12 protein-coding genes and 1 pseudogene are annotated in these 17,025 nt (G+C 27.9%); 11 read left to right on the forward strand and 2 right to left on the reverse strand.

Features of this window, described 5'->3' with window-relative positions:
- The 3 genes from CJF60_RS05185 to CJF60_RS00015 all read left to right on the forward strand — a co-directional run.
- A partial coding sequence (locus CJF60_RS05185; protein ID WP_084232670.1) for a hypothetical protein occupies positions 1 to 180 on the forward strand: 180 nt, incomplete at its 5' end.
- Between the two features lie 338 nt (positions 181 to 518).
- Positions 519 to 707, forward strand: coding sequence for a hypothetical protein (locus tag CJF60_RS00010; protein ID WP_084232672.1), 189 nt, complete (start codon positions 519 to 521; stop codon positions 705 to 707).
- 168 nt (positions 708 to 875) lie between these two features.
- Positions 876 to 1,298 carry a hypothetical protein gene (locus CJF60_RS00015; protein ID WP_084232674.1) on the forward strand — a complete coding sequence of 141 codons (423 nt, stop codon included), beginning with the start codon at positions 876 to 878 and terminating at the stop codon, positions 1,296 to 1,298.
- A 236-nt stretch (positions 1,299 to 1,534) separates the two neighbouring features.
- Here CJF60_RS00015 and CJF60_RS00020 read toward each other — a convergent pair whose 3' ends face one another.
- A complete protein-coding gene (locus CJF60_RS00020; protein ID WP_084232676.1) occupies positions 1,535 to 3,421 on the reverse strand; it encodes an ABC transporter ATP-binding protein in 1,887 nt (628 codons plus the stop codon).
- Between the two features lies 1 nt (position 3,422).
- Entirely contained in the window at positions 3,423 to 5,234 is a 1,812-nt protein-coding gene (locus tag CJF60_RS00025; protein WP_084232678.1) for an ABC transporter ATP-binding protein, read from the reverse strand.
- Between the two features lie 367 nt (positions 5,235 to 5,601).
- Here CJF60_RS00025 and CJF60_RS00030 point away from each other — a divergent pair, with 367 nt between their 5' ends.
- From CJF60_RS00030 to CJF60_RS05190, 8 genes and pseudogenes are all read left to right on the forward strand, one after another.
- Complete coding sequence (locus tag CJF60_RS00030) at positions 5,602 to 7,167, forward strand: MSC_0624 family F1-like ATPase-associated membrane protein (protein ID WP_084232680.1); 1,566 nt, start codon at positions 5,602 to 5,604, stop codon at positions 7,165 to 7,167.
- A 9-nt stretch (positions 7,168 to 7,176) separates the two neighbouring features.
- On the forward strand, positions 7,177 to 7,689 hold the full coding sequence (locus CJF60_RS00035) for an MSC_0623 family F1-like ATPase-associated protein (RefSeq protein WP_084232682.1): 513 nt from the start codon (positions 7,177 to 7,179) through the stop codon (positions 7,687 to 7,689).
- Positions 7,689 to 8,576, forward strand: coding sequence for an MSC_0622 family F1-like ATPase gamma subunit (locus CJF60_RS00040; protein WP_084232684.1), 888 nt, complete (start codon positions 7,689 to 7,691; stop codon positions 8,574 to 8,576). Before CJF60_RS00035 ends, CJF60_RS00040 begins: the two co-directional genes overlap by 1 nt.
- Entirely contained in the window at positions 8,566 to 9,042 is a 477-nt protein-coding gene (locus CJF60_RS00045; protein ID WP_084232686.1) for an MSC_0621 family F1-like ATPase epsilon subunit, read from the forward strand. The genes CJF60_RS00040 and CJF60_RS00045 overlap by 11 nt, the downstream gene beginning before the upstream one ends.
- Positions 9,042 to 11,051 carry an MSC_0620 family F1-like ATPase-associated subunit gene (locus CJF60_RS00050; RefSeq protein ID WP_084232688.1) on the forward strand — a complete coding sequence of 670 codons (2,010 nt, stop codon included), beginning with the start codon at positions 9,042 to 9,044 and terminating at the stop codon, positions 11,049 to 11,051. Before CJF60_RS00045 ends, CJF60_RS00050 begins: the two co-directional genes overlap by 1 nt.
- Positions 11,052 to 11,053: 2 nt before the next feature.
- The gene (locus CJF60_RS00055) at positions 11,054 to 12,568 is read left to right on the forward strand and encodes an MSC_0619 family F1-like ATPase alpha subunit (protein ID WP_084232690.1); all 1,515 of its coding nucleotides are present in this window, start codon (positions 11,054 to 11,056) and stop codon (positions 12,566 to 12,568) included.
- A pseudogene (locus tag CJF60_RS00060) lies at positions 12,568 to 13,917 on the forward strand (MSC_0618 family F1-like ATPase beta subunit); the annotation flags it as partial. The gene CJF60_RS00055 and the pseudogene CJF60_RS00060, both read left to right, overlap by 1 nt.
- A gap of 648 nt (positions 13,918 to 14,565) precedes the next feature.
- Positions 14,566 to 17,019 (forward strand): hypothetical protein, encoded by a 2,454-nt coding sequence (locus CJF60_RS05190; RefSeq protein WP_084232695.1) that lies wholly within the window; start codon positions 14,566 to 14,568, stop codon positions 17,017 to 17,019.
- Positions 17,020 to 17,025 lie beyond the last annotated feature (6 nt).

Consider the following 17,025-nt stretch of genomic DNA (forward strand, 5'->3'; position numbering starts at 1 on the left):
AAAGATCTTTATTCAAAGGTAGAAAATCTTGAAGTTCAAGTTAAAGAAGTAAAGGAACAAAACAAAGACCTTTATTCAAAGGTAGAAAATCTAGAAGTTCAAAATGAAGGTTTAAAAAAACAAAACGAAGAAATTGTTGAACAATTAAAAGAAATTTTAGAATTAATTAAGAAAAAATAATTAAGGATACTCAAATCAAAATTATTTGAGTATTTTTTTATTTTAAAAATTATTGCAAAATAGGTTAAAACTAGATCTATTTTTACTACTATATATCAATATAACAAAAGATTTATTGTGAGAAGTTCTTAACACTAATCAAATTAATGTTGCAAATTAAAAAACAAAATATTATGATTAATTAGATTAATTCGGCAATTATGTTTAGTTAAAAACACTTAATAGTAAAAAATAATAACTACATAATTGTAAACAAATGTATGAATATATTGTCTAAAGAAGCTTAAAATGCATATAAATAAAATATAAATTGAATTTAATTAGGTTATAATTTCACCATGAACGAAAATGATGAAGAACTAGAAAAAACTCTGGCATCTGTTAGAGAGTTAGAAAAAATTATGGAAACGCATGATGTAAAACTTGTGGAAACGACCATAAGAAATTATAGATGAAATACTGTTGAATATAAAATTAACGCCACATGACAAACAGATAAAACAAAAAAAGATCCTAAAGATTCATAGTATTTTCTGAACTAATTAAAGTAGCAATTTTTTTGCTACTTTTTTAATTTGTATTTAATTTTTAATAAAAAAATTGTTTGCAAAAATGTAAAAGCATTTCAAAATAGATTAGTAATTTTAGTGTATTTTCATAATAAAAAATATTCTTAAATAAGTTATAATTCAACTATGAAATTTGTTCCAAAAAATACATCAATATGAGACAATACCGACCATAAATACGTTAAAAATAGACTGCAAGATTTTGTTAAAGAACATCATTTAGAAGTAGAAGAAATTCTTACAACTCAATCAAGTACTGGTGAAATCACTTACGTAATTAATGCTGTAGCAATACCTATTTACAAACACAAAAGAGAAAAAACAAACTTTCCTGTTGTTGTACTTAGATTAGATGAATTAATTGAAGATTATGAAATTACATTTGCAAGAGAGTATTTAAAAACAGATATTCGAACTGGAAAAGTCACTTTCAATATTAGTGCTTCAGGTGTACCTAAAATGGAAGATGATGAAAATGAAGAAAATAAAAATGATGATGAAAATTCAAATGAAGAAGATGCAAATAAGAAAGAAAAAAATAGTTGTTAATTAATTTCGTTTAAAAATATTAGCTAGCAAAATATTTTGCTAGTTTTTTAATTGTGTTAATTTGATTCACTTAATTAAATAGGTTTAGTTTAACCAAATTCCTAATTTTATTAAACTAAATTTGTTTAGAAATAGTTAAAAAAAGAAACCAAAAATTTTTAATTAAAAAAAATACGAAAAGCCCGTAAAACACGGCTTTTAGGCATATTTGGAAATAATTATTTTTTGTGTTTTTATTATTCAAATGAGTCCATGTCTCTTTGATTTGAATAATACATTGAGTAGTAAAATCCTTTTTCTGCAAGTAACTGTTCATGGTTACCTTTTTCAAGAATTTCTCCATTTTTAAGAACAATAATTAAGTCAGCATGTTTGATTGTACTTAAACGGTGAGCAATAATGAAAGTTGTTTTTCCTTCTTGTAATTTCAACATTGCTTTTTGAATAATTGCTTCAGTTTCAGTATCAATACTTGAAGTTGCTTCATCTAAAATTAAGATCGAAGAATCTTTTAAAACAGCACGAGCAATTGCTAATAATTGTTTTTCACCTTGAGATAAATTCATGACATTTTCATCAAGTGGTGTTTGATAACCTTTTTCTAATTTCATAATCATGTTATGAGCATTTGCAATTTTAGCTGCTTCAATTACTTCTTCATCACTTGCTTCGGGACGAGCATAACGAATGTTTTCCATAATTGTTTCATTAAATAAAAAGGTATCTTGTAAAACAATTGAAACGTTATTACGCATTGATTTTTTAGTGATGTTTTGAATTGGAATATTATCAATTAAAATGTTACCATTTTCAACATCATAAAATTTAGTTAATAAATTTATGATGGTGGTTTTACCACTACCAGTTGGTCCTACGATTCCAACTGATTGACCTCTTTTAACATCAAAAGAAACATTCTTTAAAATTGGTTTATCAGGTAAATATGAGAAGTTTAAATTTCTAATTGAAACATCTCCTTTGATATCAATTAAATCAACTGTTTCTTTTTCATTATGTTCTGATTCTTGAATATGAACTTCATTAACACGGTCAGCACCAGCGACTGCATTTTGGAAGTTATTAAGGTTATTAAAGATCTGAAATTGTGGACCTGCATAATTTCTATAAAATAAATTATAGGTTGCTAAAACAGCAAATGATTCAGGATTAGTAACGCCATTTGTTGTGGTAGAAATTACTCCACCTCATTCTCGATTATTAATCATGAAGACAACAGGGATAACTAAAATAATTAAGTTTAATAAATCGTTAATAAATAAATTTCAACTGAAAACATAGTAACCAATAATTTCAGCTTTACGATCAACTTTAATTTGGCGATTATTATTTTCACTAAAATCTTGATAAATTTTTTGAGTCGCATTAACTGCTTTAATACTTTTTAAAGATGAAAATGCTTCTTCAAAAAAGGCATTTAATTTACCAATTGATTGTTGGCGAGCAACAAAAGATTTTCTTGAAATCTTTAAAATAAAATAAACGATCACAAAGATAATTGGTAAAAATCCTAAAATGGTAATTGCACTAATAATTGGTGAAAAGATGAACATGGCAATAGCCATAATTACTAACTGAGCCATGTCATTAACTATCCCCACAGCATTATCTGCAATAAAGTTAGTTACGTTATCAGTATCATTAGCAACACGTGAAATTAAATCACCACTAGCAGTTTGATCATAGTAAAGTACTCTGATAACTTTTAGTTTCATAAAAACATCCTCACGCATTTTCTTACCAATTTTTGATGAGAAAGTACCTGCTAAAATATTTCTTGTTAAGTTGATAATAGCAACTGCTATATAACCAAAAGTAAAGACAACTAACATATAAATTAAGTAAGTTCCAAAATCACTGTTATAACCTGAATTAGCAATAATTGCTTCATTAATAACTCTAGTAATTTCACTTGATAAGAAAAATAAACCAATGATTAAGGCGGCATTTCCTAAAACGGTGGCAAGAGCAAAAAAGATAATTAAAATACTTAATTTTTTAAATTCACGAAAGTATCTTCAAATAAATTTAATTCCTGCTTTTGAAAAAGATTTACGATTTTTCTTAAATCTTTTTGCATCAGCTTTGATATTTTTACTAGTCATTTTATGCTCCTTCCTGAATCAATTTTAACTGGCGATTAACTTCGGTATCACCTAGTTGAATGCGAGCAATGTTTTGATATTGACTACTATTTACTAACAACTGTTTATGAGTACCTACAGCTGAAATTTCACCATTATTTAGTAAAACTATTTTGTCCATGTTTTCAACACTGTTGATTCTTTGAGCAATAACTATTAAAGTTGTATTTAGTTTTTTCTTCATTGCATCTTGAACTTTTTGTTCAGTGATCTTATCAAGTGCAGAAGTTGAATCATCAAAAATTGTAATTTTGGCTTTTTGTGCAACAGCACGAGAAATTGCTAGTCGTTGTTTTTGTCCACCTGAAAAGTTAGTTCCACGCTGTTCAACTCTTGAATCAAGTTTATCTTCTAACTTGTCAACAAACTCTTTTGCTTGAGCAATTTCTAGAGCGTTTCAAATTTCATTATCAAGTTCTTTTTGCTTGCGCTTATCATCACGGATTTGATCAAAACGTGAAATTAAACTGACATTGTCTCTAATTTTTCCTGAAATAATTTCAGGTTTTTGAAAAGCAATTGCAACATTTGAACTAAGAGATTCACGTTTGATATCGGCAATATCAACGTTATCGATTTCAACTTTTCCTTCTTTAACATCGTATGCTCTAATTAAAATATTTGCTAAAGTTGATTTACCTGAACCAGTCGGACCAATGATTCCGACACTTTCATTTTCTTTAACTTCTAAATTAATATTTTTTAAAACATATTCAGCATCTTCAAAATATTTGAAATTTAAATTTGAAATTTTAACACTGCCGTGTTTAATTAAATATCCATCATTTTTTCAAACTTGTTGAGATTTATAATGTAAAACTTCAGCAATTCTATCAACACTTTTTGCAGACCGAATAACTGAGTTAATGGTGTTCATAATTAAGAAAACCCCAATTGAAGCTCTAAAAACAATTAAAGTAAAGGGAATAATTGTTGCAATAATATCTAATCTAGTTGCTGCAGTAGCACCATCGACATTTGAAGTAAAACCTCCAACTATATAAATAACAATAACTGCTAAATTAATCAGACCAAAAGCAATTGGCTGAATAATTGCAAAAATTCATGACATTCTTTTGGCATTGTAAGCAATTTCAATGTTATGAGCATCAAAACGGTGCTCCAATTTATCGTATAAATTGTAACTTTTAATAACTCTAACCCCTAAGATGTTTTCTCTTAAGATTGATTGTGCTTTATCTAAATTAGCTAATCGATTAGCATTATATTTTTTTGATTTTAATGCAGGAATAATAAAAACAACTGCAAAGATAGGTAAAAAGATTGCTAGAATAATTGTCATTTCTGGGTTTAATAAAACTCCAGCAACAACTGAACCAATAATGTACATTGTTCCACGGCTAATAAAAACAACTGATTGCAAGAATGAATCTTGAAAAATTTTCAAATCATTTGTTGCTCTGGCTGTTAAAGAAGCCACGCTAAAATAATCTAGATCGTTACTTGAAAGCGAAAGCGTTTTCTTAAAATAAAGATCCCTTAAATACTTAGCAAAAGCTGTTGAAGCTAAAATTGCAAAAGTATTAGCAATCACTGATGAAATTAATCCTGCAAACGAAACTGCAAAAGAAATTCCGATTGCATTTGTATCAATTCTTAATTGAGAAGCACTTTCAGTCTGTGTCCCTGCAATAATTTGCCTAAGCAATTCTGCTTGATACAAGGTTAAAGCGACCTGTATGCCTAAAAACACTATTGAAATAAGTGTAAAATATAAACGGTTACCCCGTAAATATTTAAAAATATTCTTCATATATCTAAAATCTCCTTAAATAAATTCAATTTTTGAATATATTTTCTTAATAATTCAAAATAATTCTAAGCATATACGGATTTTTTATTAATGAAAACTCATTAATAAAAAGATTCAGTTGATTTGTTCTTGATTTTTTGAACAAAGTTTGAAAGTATTTTGACTTATCTATTCTTAATATGACTATTTTTTGAAAATATTTTAATAGTTTAGCATTTTAAATTGAAAATAAATAAAAAAAACTAATATTTAAAAATTGTTCGTTTATCGCCACATTTAACATAATATTTTAATTAAGACACCTCAAAATTTGCTCTAACCAATAAATTTTTGAAAATCTTATCCATCTAAATCACGAAAGGCATAAATGAAATCAAAATCAAAAAAAACAAGCAAATTTGAAAAATTCGATTTTAAATCTTCATTAATCAGACTGATTCCACGAACTAAGTTTGAACTGAGTACTAAACTTATTAAATATAGTTTAGTAATCTTATTTTTCATTTTTACACTTGTTACCTTGTTTGAACTTTCAAATATTTTTTTCAATGCCGAGACAATCGGTATTACAAATATTTTAAAAAGTACAAATGATGTGGTTCAATACCAAAATATTTCTTACATTGTCAGATCAACAACTCTCACAATCGCATTCTTAACCCTAATTCTATCCAACTATCAAAGCGTTGACAAGTTCAATAAAAAACTTTACCAAGTTTGACTTTGAAGCATGAGCAATTTAATCGCTGCCATAGCAATTATGTTCGTTTTTTTCTTTTATAAAGAAATCTCTATCTATGTTTCGTTCTCACTGAGTTTTTTCTTGCTTGTCAATTTATTTTGAAGTTTTTTACACTTCATGATAGTTGAAAGAAAGTATTTACAAGCTAGTCCAGTTAACAAAAATAAATTAATCATGATTTATATAAGTTATGCTGCTAAACTAATTTCTTTAATTATTTTCTATGTTTTATTTTCACGACTAATTTGAGGAAGTAACGTAGGAGAAAATGTTTTTTCAAATAATGCAATCATTACATTCTTTGATGAACTGTTTATTTATATAAGCGAATGATATAACGTTATCTATGTCTTATTAATAGTAACTGGATTATTTATTTTATTAATTGCAGTTAACTTACACAATATCTTTTATTTTAAAGAATCAAGTTTAATAAATAATTATTGAAAATTCTTATTAGTATTTTCAGCAACTGCATCACTAGCAATGTTTATTTGATTCTCAACTTTAGCCTTTGGAAACTTTCCAACAGTTGTCGCTATCTTTGCAAATATAGAGCAAGAATATTCTGTTTTATATTTAGCCCTTGCAATCGATTTTATTATTTTATTATTTTTTGTAATGGTCAAAATATTAAGAATCAAAATTTTTGAAGGAAATATTTACGGCAACATTTTTATGCAGTTTATGATCTTCATAATCTGAACAGTAGCCTTAATTATTACTTCATTAAATAGAAATTTTGATGATGAAAATTACAAAGTTTTCTGATTAGGAATGACAACTAATTTATTAATTATTTTAATTAATTTTATTGATTTTAGAAAAGCAAAAATAGTTGATAAAAGAAATTATTTTGCACTTGCTTCACAAATGATTTTATTATTCATAGTTGCTTCAGTTATGGGTTATAGAATTTACTTAAGAAACCGAAATAACTACATTGATACTGACAGTGATTTCATAAGCTTACTTGTTAAATTTGAAATTGCATTATCTGTTTTATCAACTGTAATCATCTTAATTTTATTTGCTAACTATAGTCAATTAGCTTCAAAAATTGCAATTAGAATTGACCGTAAAATTGCTAAAGAAGAAAAAGTTTTAAATAAAAATAAAACTAGATTTAAAAGCAAAAATAAAGCAAGTGAAAAACAAATTATCAATGCTCCAAAAAGCAGAATTAAATAAGGATTGAAAATGAATTTAAAAAACAGAAACCAAAAAATCAAAGATGTAAATTTTAAGGAAATTAAAATTAATACTAAATATGATGAACTAGTTATCCTAGATAATTTTGTCTCATTTAATCAATTATTAGGAACATCATTATTGATCACAAATATCTCTGATGAAAGTGATATAGTTAAAAATTTAAATGAAAAAATTAATGAAGCAATTTTTAAAAACAAGGACATCGTTTTTGAAAAGTTTGTAATTTCTTGATCAAGAAATTTACGCTTTAGTTTTAATAAATTATTTCCTACTTTAGATACTAAAGAATCAAGTAATTCAGAATCATTTAGTATGAAATCTTCAAGTAATAGTAACCTAGATAAACTATTAAAAATTATTAATTTACAAATCCAAAAGTACCTATTTACCGAAGAAAGATACATAGAAGTGATAAAAGGAATAATTGTCTTTTTATCTCCTGACACCAAAAGTTTAAAAATTGTTTTCGATAGAAATATTGTTAACTTGGAGGCCTAATGGATTTAAAAAAACATGTACAAAGATTAAAGAATTTTGATCAAGTACAAAAAATTGTATCGCTTAATCGTAACCTATCTTTAATTGAAATTAATTCACTACAAAAAAGAATTAGAAGTTCATTAAGTAATTCAGTTTTTGCAAAAATTATTATTCAAAAATTACATGATTTAAGAAATGTAAATTCAATTTATTTTTCAGAAGATAAAGACTTACTTTTTAATAACAAGAAACCAAGAAAAACTTTATGAATTTATTTAACTAACGTTCAAAAATATACTAAATCATTTTATGAAAGAACAGATAAGGTACTTGAAAAAAATCATGATGTTCATGATTCATATATTTCATTAGGAATTGAATCTAGAGAAAAAATTCAATCATTAAATTACAAATTAATTGCTTCATATGATGACTTTAATTCAAAAGATCTTTCAATTGAATTAAGTGAATTAATTCGTATTCAAATTGAAGAAGAAAAATTTGATGAAGTCAAAATGATAGTTAGTTCAAATAAATTAAAAGACTATACAGCACAACTTTATCCAATTAATAATTTTTATTTTAAATATCCAAAATCACAAATTGATTCACTACGTTCAAAAAATATTAATTTTGAGAAATTCCAAATTCTTCCTAACATAGATGAGTTCTTTAATTCAATTTTAAATTTTTATTTTCAAAGTACATTAGAAGCATTAATTGCTGAAGCATCTTTTATTAATTACAAAAATAAATTAATTGAAGAAAATAAACAACTTAAAAAAATTGATGACGAAATCTTAAAAACAAAAATCAAAATCAACAAAGAAAAACGTGAATTAGAAATTGAAGAAATAGTTATGATTACTCAAAATAATAAAAAGGAATTCCAACGTGCAAAATAGTTTAAGTCAGTCAAGTGTTTATAATCTTGAGTTAAAAATTCATAGTAATAAATCTAAATTTTTGAAACTAAGAAGACTTGAATATTATTCAGAAATTGAACAAAAATGATTAGTAATTAAAAAAAATACAATTGCTAAATCAGATCTTTTATTCTTGAAATTAACCTTATTGAATAATGATGATGTTTATATATTTTTTGAAAAAAGTTTAATCATGAAAGAAGAATACAACATCACTGTTTTACTTAATGAAGAAGTTATCTATTGAAAACAAGATACTAATTATTGTTCAAATGCAAAAGTTTTAACTGAATTAAAAGAATTAGAAAATCAGTTATTACAATATTCTGCTTATCAAGATGAAGGTTTCAAACTTAAAGATAAGTTAGAAATTAGAAAGTTTAAAATTAAAAAGCAAAAACTTTCTTACATTAAAAAATACTGTCTCGTAGAAAGGAATCTATAATGAGAAAAAAATCTAAATGAAAATATTTAGCTCTCGCTAGTGTAGTTCCTTTTGTTGTTTTACCATTTGTTTCTTCGGCAGTTGGTGGAGGCAATACAGGAGGTTCTGGAACTGGTACAGGCACAGGCACTGGTGATGGAACAACAGGAAAACCTGTAGAGAAAAAACCTATTAATGCACGTGAGTTAAACCAAAACAAACAATTTATCGGAAATGAAATTCCTAAAGCAATTGATGATATTGTTACAAGAGCAATTCAAGCAATTGATAGCGAAATTGCAACTTTAAAAGCGGATACTGAAATTGATGAAATTGAAAAAATTACTCGTTCATTTTACATTTCAAAAGTTAAAGAGTTTTTAAATAATAATTTAGACAAGATTAAAGCAAATCCTCAAAACTACGGTTTCATGTTAATTTATCCAAATGTTTTTGCAGATGGTTTAAGACTTAATTCAAACACGCTAACATATGGAAATCGAACCTTACAAGGATTTTCAACAGGTCAAGGTCCTGCAAGTAACTACTCAAGCATTATTCCTGCAAGTGATATTAAGTTTGATTTAGCACTTGAAAATACCCTAAATTTAGAAGATTTTCAAAAGTTATGAACTGAGTATAAAGGTGAACTTGATAAAGGAAGTAACTCATTTTTATTAAATAATGAAGATCGCCCTACAATTGGTAAAGAACTTACTTTTGAAACCACCACAATTGATGGTAAAACTGTCATTGTACCAAATGAGCCTAAAGGTGTTGAAGGTGTTTCAACATGAGATGAATATATCATTTCAAAAATTAAAACAAGATTTTTTGATTTTGATTTAGAGCAAAACTTAAAACAAAATACACCAGAAAATCCACCTGTAATTGTCATACCACCTGTAAATATCTTTATTCCAGGAGAAACCGCAATCGATGTACCAGTTGATCTAGAAATTATTGATGTTCCTAATTTAAGACCAATTGCTCGCCCTGAATTTGCTAACTTATCACCACAAGATTTTGTTAATCAATATACTTCAGCAAGTCAAGAGCAAAAGGCAGAAATGTTGTTCTTTAATAACCCCTTACAAGACCGCTTTAACTTAGCAGTTAATTCAATTGTGATGGATAAAGATTCTCAAGCAAATGCATCAGTTACTTTAAAAGATACAATTGGTATAGATACAGCACGTGATTATCGAGAAACTGTTAAATATTTAAATTTAAAAGATAATTCACTTGCTATTTATGAATATGCTGCTACTAATTTTATGAAAAATATTTTTGATAAAATTCGCAACATTTTCACCCTAGATGAAAAATTAAATTTTGGATCAGTAAGTGGTTATGATACTTACAATAACCGCGCAATTGTTGTTACCTATTATGGTTTAACAAAAATCTATTTTAGTGTTAAATTCACAAATTTTTCTGAAGCATTAGTTAATGAATATGCACAAAAAGAATACACTGCATTTAACTTTGCACAGTTTAAAAATCGCTTAGAAAGCCACTTCTTAAGCTATTTAAAAAATTCTAAAATAGATACTAAAAGTTTAATAAGTTATATGTCAGATATTGTCGCTTCAAAAGTTGCAATTTTAGAAAGTGAATACAAAAAGAATGTTACTTCAGTTCAGGAATTACTTGCTACCTTAGATATTAAGGAAGCAGACATTAACCAGTTATTTGCTTACTTAAAAGAGCAAGCAGTTGCAGTTAAAAACTTAGGTTGAAATACTAGTGCTAATGCAAGTTATTTATTAGATGAATTATTAAGATTATCAATCAATATCAATGACTATTCAGCACCCTTGCAAATTCTTTATGATGCAGCAGTTTATAAAAAAACACCGCCTGAAACATTACAAAAAGCAATTACTGATTTAAAAAGCAAAGAAACTGAAATTTCACAAACAAATAATAATGCAGTCTACACCTTTGCAGGTGTATCTGCAGGAGTGGTTGCCTTAATTGCAATCAGTATCTTATTAAAAATTAAATTCTTCAAGAGAAAAGGATAAAGATGATAAAAATTAAAGCAATCGCTGACTTTATAATAGAAGTGGAAGGGATTTACCCTTATCAAGAAGGTCAATTTTTTACTATAAAAAATAAACCTAACACCAGAGCCTATTTAATTACAGCAGAACATAACAAAGCCTATTTACTAGTTGATAGAGCTAATCAAAAACTAGTAATTGGTGATGAATTAGTAGAAACTAAGGAACTTCGTTATGTAAAAACTTCAAGAAGATTTTTCGGAAATATTATTAATATTGACGGACAAATTGTTCTACCTGAAGTTAAAAATGTCAATTTTGACATTCCAACAGCTACCGATATTTTCAGTACACCTGAAAATATGGTAAAGCGCCAACAACTTAATAAACAACTCTATACAGGGATCTTAGGAATTGATTTATTTACTCCAATTGGTCTTGGTCAACGTGAATTAATCGTTGGTGATCGTAAAACAGGAAAAACTCACGTTGTCTTAAATACCATTATTAATCAAGCAAAAAGTGGTGTTAAATGTATTTACGTAGCCATTGGTCAAAAAAGAGAAACTGTTTCATATGTTTATCAGGTTCTAAAAGCACATAAAGCACTAGATTACACAATCATTGTTGATGCTCCTTCAACTAGTTCATACCAGCAATTTCTAGCACCTTATATTGCAATGGCACATGCAGAAAACTTATCTTATACAGAAGATGTGTTAATCATTTTTGATGATTTAACTCAACATGCCAATGTTTATCGAGAAATTTCCTTGCTGATTGATAAACCAATTGGTAAAGAAGCTTTTCCAGCAGATGTTTTCTTTTTACACTCAAGATTACTTGAAAAATCAGGTCGTTTTATTGACAGAAAATCAATCACTTGTTTACCAATAGTTAAGACTTTAAATAATGATTTAACAAGCTTAATTTCATCAAATATTATTTCAATAACTGATGGACAAATCGTGCTTGATTCAGAATTATTTGCTCAAGGAAAAATGCCTGCTGTTAATTTTGATTTATCAGTTTCTCGTACAGGAACTGCAGTTCAAGAAAAACATATTTCAAAAATTGCATCGCAAATTTCAAAAATTTACCTAGCTTATAAAAAGCAAATTAGACTAGCAAATCTAGATTATGATCTAAACCGTGAAACTGCAAATTTAATTTTTAAAGGTAAAGAAATTGAAAAGATGCTAATTCAAAAAGGTTTTGGTTCTTATAGTGATGAGCTACTTTTAATCATGATTAAACTGACTTCATGAGGAATTTTACAACATGTTGATAACCCTGATGCTGCAAAAGATTTTATTTCATCAATGATCAAAACAGATAAATATGCAATTAGCATTTTCAAAAATTTAGCTTCAGGAGCAAACCTTGATGACAAACTAATTCGTAATTATTTTGCATCAGCAATTAATCAATATATTAAGTACTTAAAATTAGATAACTTCATCCCATTAGAAGTTGAATACATTAAATTTAATGATGCAGAATTAAACGCAATCATTAAGAATATAAGAAGGTTTTAATGATTGGAAAAATATCAAATATTTATACTAATGTTGTTGAAGTAAAGTTCAACAACATTGATGAGCACAAGTTTCATCTTGATCACATTTTAACAGGACACAACAAACAGTCTTTTTTACAGATTAAGAGAATTATTGATAAAAATACTGTGCTAGCGATCGTAATTGAAGCACGAGAAAATTTCAAATTAGGTGAAGAAGTTGTTAACACACAACGTGGTTTATTAGTACCAATTGGTGATGGTGCCAAAAACAATGTTTTTGACATTCGAGGTGTTAATTTAACAAAAAATCCTGCTCGTGGTGAATTGAAATACATCGAAATGAATTCAATTATTAAGGAAAATAAAAACTTAGTAGTTGAAAACAGAATCTTAGAAACAGGTATTAAAGTTATTGACTTTTTCATGCCAATTCTACGTGGTTCTAAACTAGGAATTCTAGGTGGAGCTGGTGTTGGAAAAACTGTTTTAATGAAAGAAATTATTTTCAATTCAAGCAATAATCAAAACAATATCTCACCTATTTTTATAGGTAGTGGAGAGCGTTCTCGTGAAGGACTTGAATTATATGAAGAATTAATTCAATCAAACTTGATGAAAAATACAACTATGTTTATTTCACAAATGAACGAAGCTCCAGGTTCAAGAATGAACATCGTTCCTTTTGGAATTACTGCAGCAGAATATCTAAGAGACTATCAAAAAGAAAATGTTTTTCTTTTTATCGATAATATTTATCGTTTTATCCAAGGTGCTAATGAAGTTTCTGCTTCACTAGGTAAAAAACCTTCGATTGGTGGTTATCAATCAACTCTAGATACTGACGTATCTTTTGTAGAAGATCGTTTATATGCTAATAAAGAAGGATCAATTACTTCTTTTCAAACAGTCTTTTTACCTATGGATGATTTAAGTGATCCAGCCGCTGTTTCCATCTTTGCTCACCTAGATGCTGCGTTAGTTTTATCTCGTGATAAAGTTGCTAAAAACATCTATCCAGCAGTTGATCCACTTTCTTCAAATTCAAGTAGCGTTAACCCAATGATCATTGGTGAAAGACATTTCAACGCTATTATTGAAGCAAAAGCAATTTTGCAAAAATATAAAGAATTAGAAGATGTAATTCTAATTCTTGGAGTCGATGAACTTGATGAAGAAAGTCAAATCATCGTTGAAAAAGCCTTGCAATTACAAAACTTTTTCACTCAAAGATTTTTTGTTGCTGAAACTTATACTAAGGAAAAAGGGGTTTTTGTTTCACTAAACGATACAGTTGATTCAGTTATTGAAATTCTGCAAGGAAAACACGTAGGCAAAAATCCTGAGTTATTCACTTTTATTGGTTCGCTAACTAAAAAAGATGGTAATGGTGGAGGTTCACTAGCAAAACCAAGAGAATTTGCTGCTAGAAAAACTTCAACTATGTCACTTGAGAGAATGAGTAATAAAACTCAAAGCAATTTAGCATTTGCTCGGGCAACTACTAGAACTGGTGAATTTGCAACATCTAGTTCAACTTCAAATACTGCTGAAATCAAAGTACAACAAACTCAAGAAAAAAACTTAAGTGCTGCTTCAGCTTCAAACCCTAATCAAAACCGTTACCAAGGTTTAATTAGCCGCGCAAGAGCCGTAACTAAAAAAGATGAAAGCGAAAGCAAAACATCTAAAAAATAAACTAAATAATTTAATTATTTGACCCTGTTTTTTGTTTTTAAAAAAACAGGTTTTTTATTTTCTAAATCACAAAATATTTTGCTTTTGAAACCTACAAAATAAACCTAATAATTTTATGCCACAATTATTAGTTATTTTATTTGTTAAAAATAAAAAACACTAATAAAACAACATAAAAAACTGATAAGCACAAAAACGTTTTTATTGGCAGAAAATCTTAAATTATTAAATAGTAATTTTTTAATAAATACTTAAGCGTAAAATACATATATTAAGAAGGTAAATTAGTTAACTCTATCTTAATTAGGGAGATCAAATATGAATCTAAGATCAAAAATTATTATTGCTTTATCAATAGCAACAGTGGCAGCAGTTGGTGGTACAACTGCAGGTTTAGTTATAGGACTAAACCGCCAAGAAGATAGTAAAACAGGTGTTGATTTTAACTCACTAGCTAGTGTTAAAAAAATCGATTATCAAAAAGCACTTAGCGATCCTGAAGTAAAAATGAAGGAAGTTAAACCACCTGAAAAACCTGAAGAAGTTAAACCAACTCCACCAGCGCCGAAGCCTAAGCCTGAAGAAAAACCTGAACCAGAACCAACTCCGATAGAAAAGAAAGAAGAACCTAAAAAAGAAGAGCCTGTAGTGACTCCTGAACCTAAAAAAGAAGAAATTCCATCTTTACCTAAAGAAGTTGTGCCTGAAAAAAGTGTCAGTGAAGATAAACCTGAAAACCAGCCAGCTGCGACATCAGGAACTAGTACTTATAAATTATTAACTACTAAAGAATTAATCGAACAACTGCGTGATCATGGTGAATCAGCAGCAAGGGTTAAAGACTTTAAAACAGTTGGTGGTGTTGGTACTAATTTAAGAAGAAGTGGAAAAAATTCAACAGTTGCTAAACCTGATAAATTTGATTATGAATCCTTATCAGCAGGGAGTCAAGATTCAGCAATTGTACTTGGTGCTTTAATTAGAGATGGTGTTACTTTAGATAATTTACCTACTTTAAAAGAACCAATTTCACTTCAAGATCTTAATTCACTACGTGAAAATAGTTTGCGTTATGTTGAAGGAACTAGAGTCTTAAAATTAGAACAAAAAGATCTTGATCAGTTGTTAAAAGAATATAACGAAAACCTAAAACTTGAGCTAGGTGATTTTATTAACGGGATCAGATTTTCTTTCAACGATGTTGAAAGACTAAATAAAAAATATGATGTTGAAGAAATCAAAGCTAAATATAAACGTGATTACAAATCACTAACTGAAGAAGAAAAAAATATTTTTTATGTCAATGAAAGAATTGAAAAATATGCAAATGATCCTAATACCAGTTTCATTTTCCCAAGCATCAAATCTTTCAAAGATATTAAACCTAAAAAATCATTTACTTCTGAAGAAGTTACTCGCTTAGAAATGGGACAAGTTCCTAATTCATTTAAGGTAAATGGTCAATTTGGCTCAACTGCAACTAAAAGAGCAGCCTTTGTTAATGATGTTTTATTCAGAACAACTCAGCAAAATATGAACCGATATTTTGGTTTTACAAGTAATTGAGAAAGAACTGAAAACGATGTCATGAATCTTGAATTTAGAGCCTGAAAAGGTGAAGCAACAAATTCAGGTTATGAAAAAGCAGAGCCAATTACAATTCCTGGTTTTGAAAATTCAGCACGTTTATTAGAATATAAAAACTTAAGTAGCACAAGTAGTGATAATAATCGCTATATTATCGAAATCTTTGCAGTGCAAAACTTATCAAGTGTAAACTCACTAGTTAATGCTGCTAAAAAATTGATGAAAAACCAAAAAGGTGCAGGAATTGCAATTAGAAATATTAACCCTTCAACAGGTGAAAAAGCTAAAGAAGTAGTTAAAAATATGCCTAACTTTATTAAGTCATTAACCTTATTTTATGACTGAAATGACCCTGTAGTTGTGCATGCTTTAATTGATAACCTTAACTTTAATACAACTGATAAAACACTTGTTGAATTAAATCTTTATACAGATGTTTCAAGAAATATTGATATGCGAAACACAGCTGTAGAAAGATCAACTTCTTTAACTAGAATTGACCCTAGAGTTTATCAACGGGTTAATCCAGGTGCTTATGATTATAAATATAATGCAATCTTTTTAACCCTAGCGGTTGGTAAACCAACTACAAGAAGAGAAATTGGACAAATGATGCGTTATGTTTATGTAATTGCTAAAAATAGACGTGAATTCCAAGGATATTTCGGTGGTGAGGGTGGCTATCCTGTAATGTGAGATTTTAGAGATGCAAATATGTATGAAATGAATAACATTGAAATTCCTAACATCCCTAACTTCAAAACTTTTACAAAAGTTACTTTCTCATCATTAATTAATGGTAAAGCAATTTACGATCTAACCAATTTAAAAATTGATAATACTGAAAAAGTAGAACTTAACTTCTTAAATCCTAACACAGGAATGCACTACGCAAACACTACACCATTAACTAGTTTAAAAACTAATACATTTAATACTTTAGTAGTAGTTGGTTCATCAGGTCGAGGTACTTCAGCCGATGCAAATACGATTTCAAATCACATGCTACGCTCATATCAGTATTTAAATGCAATTGATTTTAGAGATGAAACTGTTAACGGAGAACTACATAAAACAGAAATGACTGAAGAAATTATAAAATCAATTACTTGACCATTTAACGTTAGAAAAATTATGTTACAAGGAAAAGAAATAACTGGCTTTAGTAAGTCAGCACAACAGTAAGGAATA

It is taken from the genome of Mycoplasmopsis agassizii, from assembly GCF_002272945.1.
GTDB lineage: Bacteria > Bacillota_I > Bacilli_A > Mycoplasmatales > Metamycoplasmataceae > Mycoplasmopsis_B > Mycoplasmopsis_B agassizii.